The sequence below is a fragment of the Nonomuraea sp. NPDC005730 genome, assembly GCF_040630865.1.
Lineage (GTDB): Bacteria > Actinomycetota > Actinomycetes > Streptosporangiales > Streptosporangiaceae > Nonomuraea.
Window position 1 is genome coordinate 1 of record NZ_JBEXYK010000103.1, and the last position, 20,721, is coordinate 20,721.

At 69.7% G+C, this 20,721-nt stretch carries 18 protein-coding genes and 2 pseudogenes; 7 read left to right on the forward strand and 13 right to left on the reverse strand.

Annotation, left to right across the window (positions count from 1 at the left end; all coding sequences use genetic code 11):
* The coding region (locus tag ABZ444_RS49640; protein ID WP_358011938.1) for a beta-ketoacyl synthase N-terminal-like domain-containing protein at positions 1-1,563 on the reverse strand (1,563 nt) is incomplete at its 3' end.
* A complete protein-coding gene (locus tag ABZ444_RS49645) occupies positions 1,556-5,221 on the reverse strand; it encodes an amino acid adenylation domain-containing protein (RefSeq protein WP_358011941.1) in 3,666 nt (1,221 codons plus the stop codon). The genes ABZ444_RS49645 and ABZ444_RS49640, both read right to left, overlap by 8 nt.
* Before the next feature lie 226 nt (positions 5,222-5,447).
* Here ABZ444_RS49645 and ABZ444_RS49650 point away from each other — a divergent pair, with 226 nt between their 5' ends.
* Together ABZ444_RS49650 and ABZ444_RS49655 are read left to right on the forward strand one after the other, a co-directional pair.
* A complete protein-coding gene (locus tag ABZ444_RS49650) occupies positions 5,448-6,134 on the forward strand; it encodes a hypothetical protein (RefSeq protein WP_358011943.1) in 687 nt (228 codons plus the stop codon).
* 113 nt (positions 6,135-6,247) lie between these two features.
* On the forward strand, positions 6,248-7,552 hold the full coding sequence (locus tag ABZ444_RS49655; RefSeq protein WP_358011945.1) for an IS256 family transposase: 1,305 nt from the start codon (positions 6,248-6,250) through the stop codon (positions 7,550-7,552).
* A gap of 735 nt (positions 7,553-8,287) precedes the next feature.
* On the opposite strand, the gene ABZ444_RS49660 is transcribed toward ABZ444_RS49655, so the two are convergent.
* On the reverse strand, positions 8,288-8,872 hold the full coding sequence (locus tag ABZ444_RS49660) for a hypothetical protein (RefSeq protein ID WP_358011948.1): 585 nt from the start codon (positions 8,870-8,872) through the stop codon (positions 8,288-8,290).
* Positions 8,873-9,219: 347 nt separating this feature from the next.
* Complete coding sequence (locus ABZ444_RS49665) at positions 9,220-9,405, reverse strand: hypothetical protein (RefSeq protein ID WP_358011951.1); 186 nt, start codon at positions 9,403-9,405, stop codon at positions 9,220-9,222.
* A 141-nt stretch (positions 9,406-9,546) separates the two neighbouring features.
* On the opposite strand from ABZ444_RS49665, the pseudogene ABZ444_RS49670 reads away from it, so the two are divergent.
* From ABZ444_RS49670 to ABZ444_RS49685, 4 genes and pseudogenes are all read left to right on the forward strand, one after another.
* Positions 9,547-10,691: pseudogene (locus tag ABZ444_RS49670) on the forward strand (serine hydrolase domain-containing protein).
* Positions 10,692-10,716: 25 nt separating this feature from the next.
* The gene (locus tag ABZ444_RS49675) at positions 10,717-11,499 is read left to right on the forward strand and encodes a DUF4097 family beta strand repeat-containing protein (RefSeq protein WP_358011954.1); all 783 of its coding nucleotides are present in this window, start codon (positions 10,717-10,719) and stop codon (positions 11,497-11,499) included.
* Between the two features lie 28 nt (positions 11,500-11,527).
* The gene (locus ABZ444_RS49680) at positions 11,528-12,703 is read left to right on the forward strand and encodes a serine hydrolase domain-containing protein (RefSeq protein ID WP_358011957.1); all 1,176 of its coding nucleotides are present in this window, start codon (positions 11,528-11,530) and stop codon (positions 12,701-12,703) included.
* 79 nt (positions 12,704-12,782) lie between these two features.
* Entirely contained in the window at positions 12,783-12,983 is a 201-nt protein-coding gene (locus tag ABZ444_RS49685) for a hypothetical protein (protein ID WP_358011960.1), read from the forward strand.
* Positions 12,984-13,183: 200 nt separating this feature from the next.
* Here ABZ444_RS49685 and ABZ444_RS49690 read toward each other — a convergent pair.
* The 9 genes and pseudogenes from ABZ444_RS49690 to ABZ444_RS49730 form a co-directional block, all read right to left on the reverse strand.
* Positions 13,184-14,001, reverse strand: a pseudogene (locus ABZ444_RS49690) (Tn3 family transposase).
* Positions 14,002-14,084: 83 nt separating this feature from the next.
* A complete protein-coding gene (locus ABZ444_RS49695; RefSeq protein ID WP_358011962.1) occupies positions 14,085-14,747 on the reverse strand; it encodes a hypothetical protein in 663 nt (220 codons plus the stop codon).
* A 66-nt stretch (positions 14,748-14,813) separates the two neighbouring features.
* Positions 14,814-15,032, reverse strand: a complete 219-nt coding sequence (locus ABZ444_RS49700; RefSeq protein WP_358011964.1) for a hypothetical protein — start codon at positions 15,030-15,032, stop codon at positions 14,814-14,816.
* Between the two features lie 148 nt (positions 15,033-15,180).
* Positions 15,181-15,591, reverse strand: a complete 411-nt coding sequence (locus ABZ444_RS49705; RefSeq protein WP_358011967.1) for a hypothetical protein — start codon at positions 15,589-15,591, stop codon at positions 15,181-15,183.
* Positions 15,592-15,786: 195 nt separating this feature from the next.
* A complete protein-coding gene (locus ABZ444_RS49710; protein ID WP_358011969.1) occupies positions 15,787-15,957 on the reverse strand; it encodes a hypothetical protein in 171 nt (56 codons plus the stop codon).
* A gap of 152 nt (positions 15,958-16,109) precedes the next feature.
* Positions 16,110-16,364: an SDR family NAD(P)-dependent oxidoreductase gene (locus ABZ444_RS49715; RefSeq protein WP_358011972.1), complete on the reverse strand. Its 255-nt coding sequence runs from the start codon at positions 16,362-16,364 to the stop codon at positions 16,110-16,112.
* 517 nt (positions 16,365-16,881) lie between these two features.
* On the reverse strand, positions 16,882-17,472 hold the full coding sequence (locus ABZ444_RS49720) for an amidohydrolase family protein (protein WP_358011975.1): 591 nt from the start codon (positions 17,470-17,472) through the stop codon (positions 16,882-16,884).
* A complete protein-coding gene (locus ABZ444_RS49725; protein WP_358011978.1) occupies positions 17,469-18,398 on the reverse strand; it encodes a twin-arginine translocation signal domain-containing protein in 930 nt (309 codons plus the stop codon). Before ABZ444_RS49725 ends, ABZ444_RS49720 begins: the two co-directional genes overlap by 4 nt.
* A gap of 23 nt (positions 18,399-18,421) precedes the next feature.
* Positions 18,422-19,849 carry an MFS transporter gene (locus tag ABZ444_RS49730; protein ID WP_358011981.1) on the reverse strand — a complete coding sequence of 476 codons (1,428 nt, stop codon included), beginning with the start codon at positions 19,847-19,849 and terminating at the stop codon, positions 18,422-18,424.
* 207 nt (positions 19,850-20,056) lie between these two features.
* Between ABZ444_RS49730 and ABZ444_RS49735 the strand changes: the two genes are divergently transcribed.
* On the forward strand, positions 20,057-20,721 hold a 665-nt coding region (locus ABZ444_RS49735), incomplete at its 3' end, for a TetR/AcrR family transcriptional regulator (protein WP_358011984.1).

The following is a 20,721-nucleotide window of genomic DNA, read 5'->3' on the forward strand; positions in this document are numbered from 1 at the left end:
GACGACGGTGGCTATCCGCGCGCGCCCGTGTGGTGGCGGAGACGACGGCATAACGGCTGACCCATTACCCCGATCTCGCCCGGCGTCCCGCGCCCGCAGCGGAGTGGTCTCCCTGGCCAGCTCGCGGGCGGCCGCCTCCGGTGTCTGCGCCACCACCGCCCGCCGCAGGGGCAGTTCCCGGCGGCCGCGGCTCAGCGTGCGGGCGGCGTCCGGCAACGAGGGAGCGTCTGCGGCGCCGAGCCGGTCGGCGAAGTCTTTGCGGTAGGCGGACAGGGAGGGCCCGCTGTGCGCCGACAGGCACAGGACCCGCGGCCCGGGGCGGGGCGTGCTCGCCGCCGGCGCTGGCGGCGAGGCGAGCACGACGTGGACGTTGGTCCCGCCCATGCCGAGCGAGCTCACCCCGGCCAGCGCGGGGCCGGGCCACGGCCGCCGCTCCGTCACGACGTGAAAGGGGCCGCCGTCCAGGCCCAGGTCGGGGTTGGGGCGCTCGAAGTGCGCGCTCGGGACGATCTCCTCGTGCCGGAGCATCAGCGCGGTCTTGATGAGGCCCGCGACGCCGCTCGCCGCGCCCGCGTGCCCTATGTTGCCCTTGACCGAGCCGAGGCCGCAGAACCCGGCCCGCCCGGTGTGCGCGCGGAACGCCTCGGTCAGGGCCGCCACTTCGACGGGGTCGCCGAGCCGCGTGCCGGTGCCGTGCGCCTCGACGTAGGACACCTCGGCCGCATCGACGCCCGCCGCGTCGAGGGCGCGCGACGTCACGTCCCGCTGCCCCTGCACGGACGGCGCGGTGAAGCCCACCTTGCGGGCGCCGTCGTTGTTGACCGCCGACCCGCGGACGACCGCGACGATCTCGTGCCGCTCGCGCAGGGCGTCCTCCAGCCGCCTCAGCACCACAACGCCCACACCGTCGGCGGGCACGGTGCCGCGGGCCCCGGCGTCGAAGGGCCGGCAGTAGCCGTCGGGCGAGAGCACGTCGCCCTCGACGTGCCGGTAGCCGCCCTCCGGGTGGACGCCGATGCGCACGCCCCCGGCCAAGGCCACGTCGCACTCGCCGTCACGCAGGCTGCGGCACGCGAGGTGCACGGCCAGCAGCGAGGTCGAGCACGCCGACTGCACCGTGATCGCGGGCCCGCGCAGGCCGAGCTTGTAGGCGACCCGGGTGGCCAGCATGTCCTTGTCCCAGGCGGTCTCCGGAGCGCCCTCCTTGATCAGCGGAGGGTCGCAGCCGCCGAAGACGCCGATGGCGCCGTCGAAGCGGGCCGGGTCGAGGGCGGCGTCGTTGAGCGCGAGCGAGGCCGTCTCCAGGAACACCCGCTGCTGCGGATCGATGGACGCCGCCTCGGCCCGGCTGTAGCCGAAGAAGCGCCAGTCGAAGAGGCCCGCCCCCGGCATGACGCCGTACGCCGCGACGAACCCCTCGCCGGACGGGTCCGCGCCGCCGCGCGGGCTCGGGCGGCGCTCGATCGTGTCGGCGCCGGCGCGCAGGTTGTGCCAGAACCGCCGCACGTCCGCCGCGCCGGGGAAGCGGCAGGCCATGCCCACGATGGCGATCAGGTCAGACATGCCCGCCTCCTTCCACGGCCGCCGCCACGCCGTCCGCGGCCAGGCGGGCGGCCAGGGAACGCACGGTCGGGCAGGCGAAGAGCACCGTCACGGGCACCTCGGCGCCGAGCTCGTCCTCCAGCCGTACCTGGACGCGGGTGAGCAGGCTGGAGTCGCCGCCGGCCTCGAAGAAGTTGTCGTCCACGCCGATCACCGGCCGGCGCAGCACCTCGCGCCACACGCCCAGGACGTGCTCCTCCAGCGCCGCCGCCCGCCCGGCCGGGCGGACGGGGCCTTCCGCGTCCTCCCGGGGCGGGGCGGCCGCCGGCGGGCCGCCGGATCTCAGCGGCGTGGTCCGGCCCCGGGCGAGGTCGTCCAGGGCCGCGGCGATCAGCCGGGCGAGGTGGGCCGCCTCGCCTTCGTCCAGCAGGCCGCCCCGGCAGGTGACCGTCCCTTCCAGGCCGCCGTCCGCGGCAGCCCAGACCGTGATCATGACAGGGTGGGCGGCGTGCGGCCGAATCTCCGGAAAGCGCATCCTGGTCAACGGGCGCCCGCCCAGCTCGGTCGGCTCGCCGGCGTCGCCGGTCTCGAAGGCGAGCAGGACTTCGCAGTACGGCGCCGCGTCCAGCCGCCGGGCCGGACGCAGCCGGGCCACGACCCGCTCGTAGGGCACGTGCTGGTCGTCGAGTGCTTCGGCGAGCTGGCCACGCAGGATGGCGACCAGCTCGTCCGGCGTGCCGGCCGGCTCGGCGCGGGAACGCAGGACCACCAGGTTGACGCACGGCCCGACGGCCTGGGCGAGCGCGGGATCGGCCCGGTTCTCGGCGGGCACGCCGAAGGTGACGTCGTCGCGTCCGGTCCAGCGGTGCAGAGCGGCGGCCACGGCCCCGGCCACCACCGTGAACGGGGTCGCCCGCAACCGCCGCCCGGCGGCGCGCAGCTCCTCACGCCGCACCGGCGGCAGCGGGACCGTGACGGGCTCCTCGCCGGGATGTGCGGACGGCCGCAGGATCGTGCCCGGCGCTCCGGCGAGACGCCGTTCGGCACGGGCGAGCGCGGCCTCGTCGTCCCCGGCGAGTTCGGCCGCCGCGACGTCGCGGAACTGGGGCCCCTCCCATGGCGGCGGTGCGCCGCCCGCCAGCGCGGCGGCGTAGCAGCGGCCGAGGTCGCGCACGAGGACGCGCACCGAGCCCCCGTCGGTGACCAGGTGATGCTGGCGCAGCACCAGCACGTCGTCCCCGGCGGCAGGGCGCAGGACGGCCAGGTGCAGCAGCCGTCCCGCGGCCGGGTCCAGCGCGGGAGCCCCGGCCGCCCATCGCGCGACGTCGTCCTCGGACACCTCCCGCGCCCGGATCTCCCGCACGTCCACGTCCGGCTGCCAGGGTTCGCCGACGAGCCGGCGCAGTCCGTGCTCGCCGACGTGGAAGCGGGTGCGCAGGATCTCGTGCCGCCCGGTCAGCTCGGCCGCGGCCCGGCGTAGCGCGCCGTCGTCCAGCCGCCCGGCCGCCCGCCAGGCGACGGTCTCCTGGTAGGAACCGGGCAGCAGGCGGTCGGCCAGGTGGATCTGCCGCTGGGTGGCCGAGGCCGGCGCCTCGTCCGCGCCCGCCTTGCGCAGGTCGGCGGCGGTCTCGGCGAGCGCCTGGACGTCGAGCTTGCCGTTGACGGTCAAGGGCAGGCCGGGCACGGTGGCGTAGGCGTGCGGGATCATGTAGGGCGGCAGCCGTTCGGCCAGGTGGCCGCTCAGCTCGTCGGGCGCCGGCGGCGCGCCCGAGAGCACCAGGTAGGCCACGATCCTGCCCTCGGAGCCGCCCTCCAGCAGCACGGCCGCGTCACCGACGCCGGGGTGCTCGCGGAGCCGGGCGGTGATCTCGCCCGGTTCGATCCGGTAACCGTGCCACTGGAACTGGTCGTCCATGCGGCGCAGGTAGAGCAGGCCGCCGCCGGGGCCGAGGCGGGCCAGGTCACCGGTCCGCAGGAGCACGTCCGCACCGAACGCGTCCCGCACGAACCGTTCCCGGTCGAGCTCCGGCCGGCGCAGGTACCCGGCGGCGACGCCCGCGCCGCCGAGCCACATCTCGCCGGTCGCGCCCTCCGGGACGAGCCGCCGTCCCGTACGCGGGTCCACCAGGTGCACGCTGGTGTGCGGGAGGGGGCGGCCGATCGGGCTGACGTCCCGCTCGCAGTCCTCGGCGGTCACCTCGTGGACCGTGGCGTGGACGGTGGCCTCGGTGATCCCGTACAGGTTGACCAGCCGGACGCCCTGATGGCGGCGGCGCCAGTCGCGCAACCGGGGCGGGTCCAGCCGCTCGCCGCCGAACAGCACGTACCTCAGGTCCGGCAACGGCACGGGGTCGGCGTCGTCCACGGCGACGAGCCGGGCGAACGCCGACGGCGTCTGGTTGAGGACCGTGACGCGCTCGCGCAGCAGCGTCTCGCGCAGCGCCCAGGGGTTCTGGACGTCCCCGTCCGGCAGGACGACCAGCCGGCCGCCGGTGGCCAGGCAGCAGAAGATTTCCCAGACCGACAGGTCGAAGGCGCAGGAGTGGAACTGCGCCCACACGTCGTGCGGCGAGAAGCCGAAGGGGAAGTGCGGGCCCGAGATCCGGGCCACCACGTTGGCGTGGGTGACCAGGACGCCCTTCGGCTGCCCCGTCGTGCCCGAGGTGTACAGGCAGTAGGCGGGCGACGATCCCGGGAGCTCCGGAAGCGGGCCGTTCCCGGCGCCGGACGGCCCGGCCGCCGCCCGGACGGCGTCCAGCGTGACGGCGCTGTCCCCTGACGGGGTCTCCTCGACCAGGAGCCGGCTACGGCTGTCCAGGAGGATGAACGAGGCCCGCGAGCCAGGATGGCGGGGATCGATCGGGACGTACCAGGCGCCCGCCAGGAGCGTGCCGAGGATGGCCTCCACAGTGGCGGGCGCGGGCGGCAGCCTGAGCGCGACGGGATCTCCCGGCCGGACCCCCATCGCGGCCAGACCGCCCGCGATCCGGGTGGCCCGTCGCCACAGCTCGCCGTACGTGACGCGCTCGCCGCCCCCGACGACCGCCACCGCGTCCGGCTGCGCCTCCGCCCGTGCCCGGACGAGACCTTGGAGGGTCCCCCCGGACGCCTGCCGCCCCGCCGGTTGCGGATCCGGGGGTGTCACGAGGTCGAGGTCGCCCAGCCGCCGGTCCGGCGATCCCGCCACCGTGTCCAGCAGCGCGCCCAGGTAGCCGGCCAGCTGTCCGACGCGTTCCACGGCCGGGCGGGGGCCGGACACGCCCAGCCATGCCCGTGGCCGGCCGTCCTCCAGAGCCAGGCGCACGTGCAGCGGGCCCGGTGCGTCCCGGCCGGGACCGGCCGTCCGTACCGTGAGGGTGTCCGGCGGCGGGGAGAGCGCGGGGCACTGCGCCACCTCCCGGCACAGCAGGGAGAACGGGACGTCCACCCCCACCCGCACCTCGACCGTCCGGGCCGAGCCGTCGCCGGGGCGGTGCAGGGCGAGCCGCACGCCGCCGTCCGCGCCGTACAGGGACAGCAGCGCGGCGAGGCCCGCCACGAGAAGGACCGCCGGCTCCCGCGCCGCGTTCGGCGGAACGGGGACCGGCCGTTCCACGGTCGTACCGGGCAGTCCCGGAGAGGCGTCGCCGCCCACCTCGGCCAGGAACGCCTCCATCCCTTCCTGCGGTCGTCGTGTCACTGGGAGCTCCCGTTCGACTGGTCAGGTGGTCGCGTGAGCGGCTGCTCGCGTGATCGTGTGCCCGCTGGACTCCGCGGGCCGGGCGCCCGCCCCTACCCGGCCCTCCGTGGGGGCACACGGCGACCGCCGCGCACGTCAGAGCCCTGTCACAGCACGATCAGCCGCACGTCAGGCCGGGTTGGCAGAAGGGGAGGCGGACGCACGTCCCATCGACGACGGGAGAACCATGTACACCGACTTCGAGTCGACCCCCCTGGCGGGCCAGGCCGTACGGCGGCTGCGGCAGATGCGGGACGACAACCCCGTACGCAACCGGTTCCTCGAACGCATGGACGCCGGGACGCTCACGATGGACCACGTCAGGCAGCTCGTGGGCGTGACCCACAAGTGCCACCAGGCCGAGATCACGGCGTTCGCCACGCTGATCGCCCGCGACCCCCACCCACTCGCGGTCGAGTTCTTCGACGGCATGCTCGGCCTGATCCACCGGGCCCGGCCCAAGCTGCGCAAGGTGATGGCCGCCCTGGACCTCGACGAGGAACGCCTGCACCGCTGGCCGGCCGACCCCGCCGCCTACCAGGTCGCCGGGACGTGGGGCTGGCTCGGCTTCCTCGGCACCCAGGCCGACGCCGCGCTCGCCCTGTACTGGGACATGGTCCGCTACTTCCCCGACAGCGACGAGATGCTCGCCCGCCTGCCCAAGACCGGGCTCGACGTGCCGGAGGAGTTCGTCGCCTACTACGGCGGCGGGCAGTCCGACGAGCTCGAACGGCAGGCGCTGGCGGTGGCCGAGCACGGCCTGCGGCGCGGACAGGGCGCGGACGACGCCGTGTTCGCCGCCCGCCTGATGGAGGAGAGCATCGGCCAGTACTGGGCCGCCGCGGCCGCTGACCCGCACGAGCCCCGGCCCTGATCTCGGGCGGTCCCCTCTCGGAGGCGCGGCTAGCTGTTCTGTCCCGTGAGGTTGGGTACGCGGCGGGACTGTACAAAGAACGGTGTGACTCCTGATCATGGAGGACGCACCTGATGAGTACTGTGATCCAGGCATCGACGGAGATCGACCTGGAGGACGCCACGGTGGCGCGCAAGAAGCCGGAGGAATCGACGGATCGGGAACTGGTGGCCCGGCTGGTGGACCAGGCCCGCGCCGAGGGCATGGAGCTGGTCGGTGAGAACGGACTGCTGGGCCGGCTGACCAAGCTGGTGCTGGAGTCCGCGCTGGAGGGCGAGATCACCGACCATCTCGGCTACGACAAGCACGAACGCTCCGGTAATGACAGCGGCAACATGCGCAACGGCAGCCGGTCCAAGACCGTCATCACCGATGTCGGGCCGGTGGAGATCACCGTGCCGCGCGATCGGGACGGTAGCTTCGAGCCGAAGATCGTGCGCAAGCGGCAGCGGCGGCTGTCCGGGGTCGATGAGATGGTCATCTCGCTGGCCGCCAAGGGCCTGACCACCGGCGAGATCTCCGCGCACCTGGCCGAGGTCTACGGGGCCGAGGTGTCCAAGCAGACCATCTCCACCATCACCGACAAGGTGCTGGAGGGGATGGCCGAGTGGCAGAACCGGCCGCTCGACCCCGTCTACCCGGTGATCTTCATCGACGCCATCCACGTCAAGCTGCGCGAGGGCCAGGTCGCCAACCGGCCGATTTACGTGGCGCTGGCCGTCACCGTCGACGGCGAGCGCGACATCCTCGGGCTGTGGGCCGGCGACGGCGGCGAGGGGGCCAAGTTCTGGCTGCATGTGCTGACCGAGATCAAGAACCGCGGCGTCGGCGATGCGCTGATGGTGGTCTGCGACGGTCTCAAGGGCCTGCCGCAGGCCATCGAACAGGTCTGGCCGCAGGCCGTCGTGCAGACGTGCGTCGTTCACCTGCTGCGTGCATCGTTCCGGTACGCCGCTCGCCAGCACTGGGATGCCATCGCCAAGGCCCTCAAGCCCGTCTACACCGCTCCGACCGAGGCCGCCGCGCTCGAGCGCTTCTACGAGTTCGCTGAGCTCTGGGGCGGCAGGTATCCGGCGATCGTGAAGTTGTGGGAGGAAGCCTGGGCCGAGTTCGTGCCCTTCCTCAACTTCGACACCGAGATCCGCCGGGTGATCTGCTCGACCAACGCCATCGAGTCGGTCAACGCCCGCATCCGGCGGGCGGTCAAGGCCCGCGGCCACTTCCCGAACGAGCAGGCCGCGCTCAAGTGCGTCTACATGGCCATCATGAGCCTGGACCCGACCGGCAAGGGCCGCAAACGCTGGATCACCCGCTGGAAAGCCGCTCTGAACGCCTTCGCCATCACCTTCGAAGACCGCCTGACCTTGACCACCCGATAGAACTAATCAAGATCGAATCACACCGTTCACTGGACAGACCCGCGCTGCGTGGTGTGCGGCACCAGCCTCTGCTGTCGCTCGACGTCGCATGATGCGGAGTGACGCAGTCCGCGATCATCTGCGCAGACGCTGGCCGGGCCACCAAGCAGACGAAAAAGTCCAAGGCTTGGATGCGGGGACAGACGATGATGTCCATTCCCGGGTTGTGACCGACAAACTGGACCCCCTCGTAACCGCACTCCATGTAAGGTCGACGACCTGCTGAAGAGCGCACCGGTGCCGGCCTGATGTAGGTGCGTTTCGATCCGCGTGGGAGCCCGCCGTCCGGAAACGGCAGGGACATGACGTTGCGGCGAGAGCCGGGTGAGGCCTCTGGAGGCTTACCTTTGGCCTTTGGCCTTTGGCAGGGCTCAGAGTGACCGTCCGTCAATCGCTGCATCCTGTTCGCTCTCGCCTGGTGGGCCCGCACGGGACAGGTTGAGGCGTGATTTCTTGGGACCAGTTTGGGACCACACGCTATGCCGTTCGCGAGACAACATGCAGGTCGGCGAATGTCGAGCTCAGTGCAGGGGGGCGCTTGACGTGCGGAAACGCCTACTCTCACGTTCTGGGGGTCAAGGGGTCGCAGGTTCAAATCCTGTCGTCCCGACCAGGTTTTAGCTGGTCGGAAGGGGTATCAGAGTTTCTCTGGTGCCCCTTTTCGGATCTTAGGGAGCCAAACGGGGAGCCACTGCTCTACCCGGCTCGCGACTTGAAGATCTTGTCCATGACCACGGCGCCGTCTGTCAGCGCTGGTCGGATCTCCTGCCGGTACACGGTCTCGGTCACATGCGTTGACGAGTGGCCAACGAGGCGGGCGATCTCTTCACTCGCCACCCTGTGAGCGGACAGCGGCGTCTTGCAGGTGATCGTCTGGCTCGTCTGCGAACTCGCCTTGACAGGGTCGACCGCGTACGTGCCGCGCCAGAACTGCTCCTGCTCGCGCAGCGTCATCGGCCGTGCGGGTGGCGCCTGCGTCCCTGCGTCGAGCCGGGCCGGCAGGCCACTGCACAGGTCCTCATCGGTGGGCAGGGCGGTGTACCTCCGTCCGCGGGTGCCATGCCTGGGCTCGCCAACCGTCTTCCACTCTTCGGGCCCGACGTGCTGGAGCCGCGGGCGGGTCCAGCGAACGTCGTGGCTCATCTGCACGAGTCCGGCGCGTGGGTTCGCCGTCCAGGTGGCCAGGAACTTTTCGGGGTTGAAGCTGTGGGGAAGGCTTCTGGCCATCAGCATGGCGACGCGTTCCCAGATCTCGGCCGGCGGTAGCTCGTTGCCAGTCATCAGCATTGCTCCTTGAGCGTGGCGGAAGCGCCGCACGTCGGTGGACGTGCGGCATCGTCATTTCGCTGAGACTCTCAGCCCGTCAAGGGCTGCCACTTCATGCCCGCTTTTGGCGGGGCGGCCGGACGAGCCGGGGTCGCGTCCACGGACACGAGAATGTCGCCGGAGCCCAGCCCGTCACAGCAGGTGCGCCGCCTTCTCCACGGTAAGCGCGGCAGCACCGGGGGGCAGCGGGTGCTCGGCGACGAACGCTCGCCATCCCTCCTTGCTGGTCACCGGCTTCCTTCGGTGAAGGCGTCGAAAACTCCCATCGGCGGTCACCCTCGCCCTCTCGACGAGCTCACCCGTCAAGCGCCGTCAGGGGTCTGACCGCCACCCTGGGGCGCCTTCGCATCGACCGCCAACTCGGAGAGGCTCTGACCCGCGGCCAGAGCCAGCCGGGCCAGCAGCGCTCGGACCATGACGCCACCGACCTCGATCGGCGTGCCATCGTCGGCACAGGCCCGGACCGGTCCCAGCAACTCCATCCGCATGCACAAAGGCTATGAGCACAAAGACGCGCACGTGCCGTTTGAAAGTGGCGCCATACCGGCTGAGAGAGCGTTCTAAGACGCATGTAAGCGCCGGTGGACATCGTGGAGGACGTACGGAAGAAACGTCCGAAAGGCAGTGCAATGGCAGCCCACGAGAACGTGCAGCAGGTGCTCGACTGGTCGGTGGCCGAGGTCGGCATTCCCGGCATCGTCGCCGAGGTCAAGGACGGCGACCGAACCTGGTTCGGCACCGCGGGCGTGGCCGACATCACAACCGGCTCCCCGCGCGTGCCGGGCGAGTACTTTCATGCCGGCAGCAGCGGCAAGGCCTTCACGTCCGCGACGCTTCTGGCCCTCGAGGCCGAGGCCGGCCTCAGCCTCGACGACACGGTCAACGCCCACCTGCCGGCGTGCTGGACGCAGGCGGCTACGACGGCGACAAGATCACCATCAGGCACCTGCTCAGCAACACCAGTGGTCTGTTCGCCACCGGCCTGGCCCCGGAGGTCAGCCACCGCTACGCCACCCGCTCCGGGTTCGACCGGCATCGCTTCGACACCTTCAGCACCGAGGAACTGCTGCGGGTGGCGGTGTCCCAGCCGCCGGTCGGTGAGCCCGGCGAACGCTTCGAGTACGCCAACGGCGGCTTCTACATCGCCGGCGCGATCATCGAGAAGGTCACCGGCAACAGCTACGCCGACGAGGTCGACCGCCGGGTCGTCCAGCCGCTCGGCCTGACCCACACCCGCGTGCGCCCCACCACCGAGACCGGTTACCCCAGTCCGCACCCGCGAGGCTACTCCCACCAGTTCCTCAAGGACGGCGCCGACCCGGCCGCGGTCACCCCGGAGAACTGGGAATCGCTGATGGAGGAGCCCGGCCTGCCGCCTCTGGACGTCACCGAGCTCAACTTCTCCCTGGGCTACGCGGCCGGCAACGTCGTCTCCACTACGACGGACATGATCCGCTTCTTCAACGCGATGACCACCGGCAGCCTGCTGCCGCCCGCACAGCACCGGCAGATGTGGACCACGGTCTCCACCGAGGGCGGCTACTGGATGCCGCACGCCCGCTACGGCCTTGGCATGTTCGAGTTCGACGAGCAGGCGACCGGCGGCCGGACACTGCGCGGCGTCGGTGGCAGCGTCTGGGGCTCCTATTTCTTCGCGGTCGGCACACCCGACGGCCGGCACACCGTCGCCGTCCACACCAACACCGAGTGGAAGTCCTGGGACCCCATGTTCAAGGTCATCGAAGCGGAGTTCGGCATCTCCATCGGTGCGTAGAGCACGCTCTGAAGGAAGAACATCGATGAATATCTTTGACACACCGCAGCCGATCACCGCCGTCGTCTCGCTCACTGAGGCCGACATCCGCATCAGCGCGACCCAGCGCACCGACACCACCGTCGAGGTACGGCCGGCCGATCCGGCCGACGCCACCGACGTCTCAGCCGCCGAACGCACCCGCGTCACCTACGCAGCCGGCCGCCTTACGGTCAAGGACCGCTCGAGCATCCGATCCCTGCCCGGCCGCATCACGGTCGCGGTCGAGCTGCCCAGCGGCTCGGCGCTCGACATCAGCGTCCGCGACGGCCTCCTGAACGGCCAGGGCCGCCTGGGGGAGGTACGGGCCCGCCTCTCCCAGGGCCACATCCACCTCGACCATACCGGCGAGCTGCGCCTGTCCATCGGCCACGGCGACATCACCGTGGCCACCTGCGGTGGCCCCGCCGACCTCACCACCGCCCACGGCCAGATCAAGGTCGGCGAGAGTTTCGGCACCACAGTGATCGGCAACGGCGCCGGGAACGTCACGGTGGACCGGGCAGAAGTCGGCCTGCGCGTGACCGTCGAGCAAGGCGCCGTTCAGATCGGCGCGATGGCGCGCGGGCGCGCCGATCTGGACGTCGGCGCCGGGACGATCAACGTTGGGATCCCGGACGGCACCGCCGTCCTGCTGGACGCCAAAACCACGCGCGGCAGGGTCCGCGACAGCCTGGGCGACCTCCCCGAGGTGGCCGGCGGCAACGCTGTCGAGCTCCACGCCCACGTCGCCCAGGGCGACATCCTGCTCCACCGGGTCACCAACTAGCACTCCATTTGAAAGAAGGCGATTGACCATGAAGAAGGCTCTCCGCACCGCTGCCAGCCTGCTCGCCGCCGCGGTTACTGTGACCGCCGGTGCGTCGTCGGCGGTGGCCGCCGACGGGGCCAACGACCACGCCGCGGTCCAGCAGGTGCTTGAACACGCCGTCACCGACGACGGCATGCCGGGCATCATGGCCGACATCCGCGACGGCCGCCAGAAGTGGTTCAGTGCCGTAGGCGTGGCCAACACCGAAACCGGACGCAAGCGCCGCCAGCAGGACTATTTCCGCGCCGGCAGTGTCACCAAGACGTTCACCGCGCTCGTGGTGCTGAAGCTCGCGGCCGAAGGCCGGCTCAGCCTCGACGACACCGTGGACAAGTGGCTGCCCGGCGTGGTGCAGGGCAACGGACACGACGGCAGCAAAATCACCATCAGGCAGCTGCTCAACCAGACCAGCGGCATCTTCCCTTACACCTCGGACGAGAAACTGGCGACCAAGCAGTGGACACCCGCCTTCCTCAAGGGCCGCTTCGACAGCTACCGTTCCGAGGAACTGGTGAAGATCGCCATGGGCAATCCGCCCTCCTTCGCGCCCGGTAAGAGCTGGGGCTACTCCAACACCAACTACACGCTCGCCGGAATGATCATCGAGAAGGTCACCGGCAAGTCCTACGCCGGGGAGGTCACGCGGCGAATCATCCGTCCGCTCGGCCTGACCAAGACGTACGTGCCGGGCCAAGACATAAAGCTGCCCCAACCGCACGGACAGCACTACGTCAAGTTCCCGCTGGGTGACCCCGACCAGAAAACCTACGACCTCACCGACATGAACGCCTCCTGGGCGTTCGCCGTCGGCAGCATCGTCTCGACCCTGGGCGACCTGCACACGTTCTACAAGGCAGTGCTGAGCGGTCGGCTGCTGCCGCCCGCGCAGCAGAAGGAGATGTTCACCACTGTCTCCACCAAGGGGGGCGTGCCATGGATCGACAACACCACCTACGGCCTGGGCATCTTCTCCCAGAAGCTGTCCTGCGGGGTGACAGTGTGGGGAAACGGGGGTCGGATCCACGGCTCCTGGACCTCCGCTATGGGTACCCGGGACGGCAAGCACATGCTCGTCACCAACATCAACGGCGACTGGGGCAAGTCGTTCAGCGTCCTCACCGAGGAAATGGAAGCGGAAATGTGCCCGCCCAGTTCCAAGTGACCGCGCCACAGACCCCCTTTGATCTGCTCTCCGTGCCGCCCTGACCAACAAGGGGCGGCACGGCGGCTGGGGATTCGGGATGGCGGTGCGCACCTACCGCGGCGACTACGCCCCGATCGGCCAGTTCGGCTGGGACGGCGGCAGCGGCACCACCGCCTACGCCGACCCGCACCACCAGCTCGTCGGCATCCTGCTCACCCAGACCGGCATGTCCACCCCGGATTCGCCGCGGGCCATCCACGACCTCTGGACCACGCTCTACCAGGCCATCGACGACTGACGGCCCATCCTGCCTGGTCGAGTCGGTCCGGCAGAGAGGCTTGACCAGGCTGCGGCCTTCGAGCGCACACCCTTGTCCGGCCATGTCTGGACAAGGGAACCATGGCTGAAACGATCAACAAGTTGCCGTCACACGCTGCGGAGCCGAGAACACCGACGCTCAGCCGAGCGCTCTCGGCACTGGCACCACCGCCCTTTTGATCAGGCAGCCAGCTCGACGTCGGTGAAGTCGACCTCTTTGAGCAGGGGGTCGAACGGGTCTGGCCGGTGATGGAGTTCGTCAGTGGCGTACGCACCAAAGCGGCTGATGTGGGCCCGCAGGTAGGGGGCAATCTGGCCGAGCTGGTCGGCGGTGATGCTCCAGCCCTCGGCGTTGTCGGCCAGCACCCCGCCGAAGCCGAGCCACTTGGAGAAGCCGTTGTAGGACTCGACTTTGTTGGTCGCCGCGGTGACCAACGCCCGTAGCGCCGGGTCGGCCAGAAAGCGCAGCAGGGCGACGGTAGGTACGCTGCGGCCGACCTCGCGGAAGGCCTTGTAGATGCGGTTCTTGCGGGAGTTGGACCGCAGGCGCCGCATCAACGTGGCCGAGGACAGGCGGCCCTCGCTGATCGAGATCGCCACCCGCATCAGGTCGGCCCAGTGCTTGTCGATCAGCTTACAGTCGATCACGTTGCGGCCGCTCTCGCCGAACAGCTGGTCGATGTGCGGATAGGCGATCTTCTCGGAGGCGCGGAAGAAGATCAGGTCCTTGAAGTTGCGGATGCGTGGCATCAGGTCGAAACCGAACAACGTGGCCAGGGCGAAGACCGGGAAGTTCTGGCCCTGGGTGTCGGGTGCACGGTGGAGAGCTGGATGTCGGAGTCGTTGGCCAGCAGCCCCTCGATCAGGTGCACCGCCTCCCACACCCCGCACGGGATGAACCGGAAGAACAGCGCCACGTAGGTGTCGGAGATGTACTGGTAGGCGATGCCGCCGAATCCCTGAAGCGCGTGGGTTCGTCGATTCCTGGCAGTGGACATACGGGAACTCACACGCCGATGTGGTGTTGAGGGTACTTGGTGGTGCGGGTTCGGAGCTGGGTGGCTGGCGGCGGCGTTCTGGGTCAGATGCCGGTGGGACGGCGCTTCTTGCCTTCCGGGGTGAAGGTGAAGCCGGTTTTGAAGTCGCCCGGACCGTAGCGGACCGCCAGGAGGACGGCTTCGTCGTAGCGAGGAGGCCAGGTCGACTCGGCATCTGGATCAACGCCGTTCCACAGATGAAAGAAGATCATCGGGATTTCTGTGGGTTCGGTGAGGTAGCCGAGGGTCTTGCCGTAGTAGGGGTTGTTGCTGCCCAGCAGCACGGAAGGTGGCCCGAAGGTGTTGATCACCTCGCTGAGCGAGCGGTCGCGTGTGGCCCAGGTGGGGATCTGGGTTCGCATCTGGTCGTACTCAGCACTTGTCAACGTTCGGTCAGCCTCCAGCCAGCCGCGGGCGCGGGCGAACTCCGAGTAGACAGCGGCCATCCCGGATTCATATGGACCAGGGATCAAGTTCCGGAAAGCCCCGGACACGCCGGTCGAGGTCCAGGCTCCGCGCAGCTCCAGAGCTCGCTGTTCTTCGGCCCAGGCTTCGTCGCTGTGCTCGAGGTGGAGCAGGTGATCAAGGACGAGTCGAACGCTCACTTCTCCGCCATACATCCCTGGGCAGCGCAATACCGAGTTCAACTGGAGGACGAGGTAGTCCCGCATTTCCGACGGGGAGCGCAACCCAGGAAGCTCTGCCACGAAGATCAGTCTCTCAACATGCGAACCGGAAGGGCCAGATGGGGCAGGAATCGCCCAGCGGAATCACTACCGGGGCAGGCTCGATCGCTTCTCGGGGTGGGCGGCGTAGACGTACTTCATGGCCGTCCTGGCGCCGATGCCGAACACGCGCATGAGGTGGACGGGGTCGGCGGTGTGCTTGGCCTCGTCGAGGATACGGTCCTGCCGGAGTTTGGAGGCGCTGAGCCCGTGGGGCTTGAAGACGTCGTTCATCACCATGCTGGAGATCGGCGGGCGGGTGTCCATGACGGCCGTCTGCCCGCTGAGGAGCAGGTGCGGGTTGGCGGTGCGGGGCCAGCCTGGTGTCGAATCAGGGCGATACCCAAGCTCTGAGGTGGGTAGATGGCCAATCCTTCCCGCACAAGGACCGGCGTTTCAGTTCTGGGTCACAGGCTTACGGCTGCACACTTATGTAGGCCATATGGCTCATGTGCAGGCCCGTGCTTATGACCTGCTCGCGCAATTCGCTGCTCATATGCTTATCTTGGAGCTGCTCAACCGTAACGAGAGCATATGGCCATCTGGTCGATTCCAGCCTTATCTCGGATGATTCCCTACGCGATACGTGCCAGCCGCGCTGCTTCAGCCGATGCGCGGCCTCGGTGACCACGTCCTCTTTCGCGTTTCCATCGAGGTAGATCACGAGGTCGTTCATTTCGACGTAGTTGTTCTCCCACTGGTGCCCCACAATGCTGTCTTCGCCGACGACCTGGCCGATGGCCCGTAACTCCGAGAGCACGGCCGGGTCAACGCGCGACACCTGGGGGCTGAAGTAGAGGTGCAGCACGGCCCAGCCGAGGCCCATCACCACGAGTACAGCAACTAACGAGCCCACGAGCGGGGCCAAGACGCTCTTCAGGCGATTTCGCCCGTACGACAACCTCATGTCACCTGCACTTCCTCGACCAACCGAACATGCTTCCGGTCAGCACTCCCGGCAATCAGGGGGCAGCGCAACCGAGAAGGGGTGGCGGTGCGGTTCAGCGGGTGGGGAGGTTGATCACTTCGACGAGGTCGGCCAGGCGACGTGGACTTCGATCTCGTGGATGTGGCGGGTGGTGGCCAAGAGGTAGCGGCGGCCGTTGACGAGCTGGGTGACGCGGTAGCAGGTGCGCCGGCCCAGGGTGATGATCTCGATTTGGATGCCGTCGGGACCGCGCCACACACTCACACCAGAAATTATACAAAACCGATATTAGGGCTGTAAGTGGGCGGCGACGCCTCCGACCGCCCGGCTTCACCACTCCACGCCGCAGCGCTTCTCCCACGCGCTCCGCAAGGCCCTTCCCCCGAGCCGCCAGCCCGTCGGCCAGCGCGGCCAGCTCAGCCACCTCCGGCGCCACATGCGGCAACCCCGAAGCGTGTTATCGGGGTCGGTGACGTCCAGTTCGAGCGCGTGTGCGTCGCCTCCCGTGGCGAGGAGACCGCCGCAGCGGTCTCCTCGCCGCGGCGCGCGTCACGGGCACCGACCAGGACGGTCACTTTCTGCGCGGCCAGCAGTTCGGCGACCGCACGGCCGATTCCCTTGTTCGCGCCGGTGATCAGAGCCACCTTCGGCCGTGACGTGTGCTTGTTCATGGGTTGGGTTTCCTTTGGGTGTAGCTCTTTTTCAGTGACTTGCTGAGCCCGAACTCCGCAAGCCACCCGTTCCGCGCCTTGTGCGCGCTCATCTACCTCTGGGACGTTGACGCCAGGCGTCGGGAGGCGGCGATGTCGTGGTCGACCCGATGATCCACCGGGTCGGCGAGACCTTCCTCGCAGGACGTCCAGAAGAGCACACGACCGGCTTCCGGCGGTCAATTACGTCGACGGCTTCGACGTCGACCGCAACTTGCCGGCCGGGGGGACGCGCTGGTCGGCTCGATGCAGGCCGCCGTGGTGATGGTCGCCAGGACCGACGGGAACCGGGCCGACACCGGCGACCTCGTGGTGGTCATCGGGCCATGAAAATGGAGCGGGCCATCACCGCCCAGAAACCCGGCGTGATCATCAGCCTCGGTGTCACCCCCGGGCCGACCATCGCCACCGGCTGCAATCGTCGATATGTGAGCTCTGGTGCGGACGGTGGCAGCCACCGTCCCTCACGATCGCGGCGTCAGCCGCAGCACCCGATCGCTCCGCCGCCCGAGGGCACGGCCTTGGCAGCGGCCTCGATGCTCGCCAGCAGGCGGACGCGGTCGGCGGCGGAGAGGTAACGACCCCGGGTCATCACGGAGTGGATGCGCAGGGTGTTGCGGATGTCGTCGAGCGGGTTGGCGTCCAGGACCACCAGGTCGGCGAGGTAGCCCTTACGGATGGTGCCCAGCGAGTCCGCCAAGCCGAGGTAGCGGGCCGGCTCCCGGGTGGCCGCCTGGAGGGCCGCCATCGGGGTGAGCCCGGCCGCCACCAGCTGGGCCAGCTCGTCGTGCAGCGCGAAGCCAGGGTTCAGGTACATGACGGGCGCGTCAGTGCCCGCCAGGATCGGCACGCCCGCGCGGTGCATGTCGTTGAGGATGCGCAGCCGGTGCCGGTAGATCCGGCGGTGCTGGGCGGCCTGCTCGGGGGTACGTCCCTTGGTGAAGATCTCCGCCAGTTGGGCCTTCCACGACTCCTCGGTGCCCGGCGGCAGGTAGCGAAGCCGCTCCTTGTCGGCGACGACGTCGTCGGGCAGGTCCGTGACGCGGTGCATGACCAGGGTGGGCGTCATGGCGGCGCCGCCGCCTTCAGCTGGGCGTAGACGTCGGCGGCGCGGTGCGGGTCGTACGTGGTGCAGGCCAGCCAATCCGCCGGGTGGATCGCGGCGAACCAGTCGTGGATCCCGACGCCCTTGCCCCGGATCTTGATGCCGTCGATCAGGCGGCGTACCTCGGTCTCCTTGCTGGAGACGCCGAACAGCGCAGGGAAGAAGTGCTCGAAGCTGCGCTGCCCGGCCTTGGCGGCCTCGACGATCGGGATGGCGTCCGCCGCGTGCCCGCAGACGGGCAGCCGCAGGTGGCGGGCCTCGTCGGCGATGGCGAGAAAGCTCTCGCGGTCGAGCCGGCTGTAGATCTTGATGAAGTCGGCGCCCCCGCGCTTGGCCTTGCGCACCTCCCGCCGCCCCTGCTTCGCGCCGGAGATCTGCGCGAACGCGGCGCCTGGCGTGCCGTCCCAGAGCGAGGGCTTGCCGTCGAGGATGGGGCTGCCGATGGTCCAGCGCGGGCCGAGCAGCTTGCCCGCCTCGATCCGGTCTCGCCACTGGTGGAGTTGGTCGAAGCCCATCATGTCGCGTGCCGAGGTGATCCCGGTGGCGATGTAGCTCTGCGGGAGGATCCCTTCGGGGTACTGGGAGTGGACGTGCATGTCGAACAGGCCGGGGATGACGTACTTCCCCTTGAGGTTCACCACCTGCGCTCCCTCGGGCACCACGACATCGTGGCCGAGCGCGGCGATCCGGCCGTTCCGCACGATCACTGTCATGTCCGGCTGGGGGCGGGCGCCGGTGGCGTCGATCACGGTGACATGGGTCAGCGCGATGGCGGCGCCGCCGCCCTCCGCGTGAGCGAGGGGCGTGCGGCCCAGCCCCAAGGCGCCGGCCACTCCGACCGCGGCACCGGCCGCGAGGACGTTCCGGCGGGAGATCGCGTTCTCTTCCATGGGATTTCCTGTTCTGTACGAGGTCAGTGGGAGGCTGTGGCCAGTTCGCGGTCGTCGTCCGCGGGGATGACCTTGGGCACGTGGCGCAGGGTGACGAGGGCCGCCACCGCCACCAGGGCGGCGAAAGCGGCGCTGCCGAGCAGGGCGAGGTGCATGCCGTTCACGAAAGCGCCCTTGGCGGCGGCGGTGAGCTGGCCCGCGAGCCTTCCGGGCAGCTGACCGGCGACCTGCATCGCCGCACCGAGGGAGTCGCCGGCCGCTCTGCGGGCGCCGACATCGAGTCCGGTGGGCGGTTGGAGGGTGTTGCGGTAGACGGCGTTGAGGATGCTGCCGAGTACGGCCATGCCCAGCGCGCCGCCGAGTTCGGTGGCGGTCTCGGAGATGGCCGAGGCGGCGCCGGTACGTTCCTTCGGCACCGCGGCCAGCACCGTGTCGCCGGTGATGGTGAGGGCCAGGCCCATGGCGGTGCCGGAAAGGATCATCGGGATCAGCAGCAGTGGGTAGTTCGGCTCCACGCCGGCCAGCAGGAACAGTGAGTAGGCGGCCGCGGCGCCGATCAGGCCGGTGGCGACGGCGCGGGCCCGGCCGAGCGCGTTGATCAGGACGGGCGCGAGGACGCCTCCGCCGACCATCGATCCCAGTGCGGCCGGCAGTCCGGCCAGGCCCGATGTCAGCGGCGTCCAGCCGAGGACGAGCTGGAAGTACTGGGAGAAGATCAGCGACTGGGCGACCAGGGCGAACATCGCGAAGAGGTTCGTGGTGATCGAGCCGGTGAACGCGGCGCGTCTGAAGAGGCTGACGTCGAGGAGCGGCTCGGTCACCCTGGCCTGCCGCATTGGGAAGAGGACCAGTCCGGCGACGCCGACGATGACGGGGATGACGACGTGCGTCTCGGCCAGGCCGTACTGGGCGGCCTCTTTGACCCCGTACACGATGCCCAGCACGCCGACGGCGGACAGGGGCACGCTGAGCAGGTCGAGGCGGCCAGGCCGGAGGCCGCGCGCCTCGGGCAGCAGGACGAGCCCGGCGACGAACGCGACGGCCATGATCGGGACGTTGATCAGGAACACCGCCCGCCACGAGAAGTGGGTCAGCAGCGCGCCACCGAGCACCGGGCCGAGGCCGACCGCGAGTCCGCCGATCGCGCTGAAGATCCCGATCGCCGATGTACGCTCCTTCGGCTCGGTGAACACCTGGCGGATGAGGGACAGCGCCGACGGCATGAGCGTGGCGCCCGCGACTCCGAGCAGTGCCCGCGCGGCGATCAGCATTTCCGCGTTCGGGGCGGACGCGGTCAGCGCCGAGGCGGCGGCGAACCCTACGGTCCCGATGAGCAGCAGCTTCTTGTGGCCGATGCGGTCGCCGATCCCGCCCATCGTGACCAGCAGGGCGGCCAGGGCGAAGCCGTACGCGTCGGCGATCCACAGGATTTGGGTGGCTGAGGGGTGCATCGTGGTTGAGGTTGGGGATGGCCAGGTTCAGGGCCGTCATGTCGATATTGGGGATCGCCGCCACAAGGCAGGCGATGACCAGCGTGCCCCACTTGCGAGAGCTGACGATGGGCATGGAGGCACCTTTCACAAAACTGTATCCGTCGGACACTTGGTGTACGTTAGACGCAGTTTCATGGGCGGCGCAACGCGAATCGGAGTTCTCAGATGGCGGCGAAGAGGGACGGCGAGTTCGGGAACAGGGACCAGGCAAGCGCCCTGGAACTACTCTGGGGGGCGGCCGGCCGGCCGACCAGAGGGCCCAAGCCTGCTCTCAGCACCGAGCGCATCGCGCGGGCGGCCGTCGACATCGCCGACGCCGAGGGGCTCGCGACGGTCTCCATGCAACGGGTCGCAGCCGACCTCGACTTCACCAAGATGTCGCTGTACCGGTACTTCCCCGGCAAGACCGAACTGATCGCCTTCATGATCGATGTGGCGCTGGGGGAGCCGCCCGCCCTGGGCGAGGGTGGCTGGCGGTCCAAGCTGGAGGAGTGGGCGCGATGGTTCTGGGCGGTCCACCAGGCACACCCCTGGCTGTTGCAGGTCACCGTGGGAAACCGGGCGGTCGGGCCCAACGAGCTCGGCTGGCTGGAGTGCGCCGTCGAGGCGCTCACCGAGACCGGGCTCGACGGTGCCGAGCAGCTGGACGCGGTCGTCGTCGTCACCGGTCACATCCGCAACATCGCGCAGCAGGGGCTGACCACGGTGACCCCGGAGGGCGTGCGGGCAGGCAGCACCGAGGCACAACTGATCCCGGTCCTGGCCGACCTGGTGGCGCGCCACGGTGAGCGCTACCCGGCGCTCGCGGCGGCGCTCGCGTCCGCCGCGAG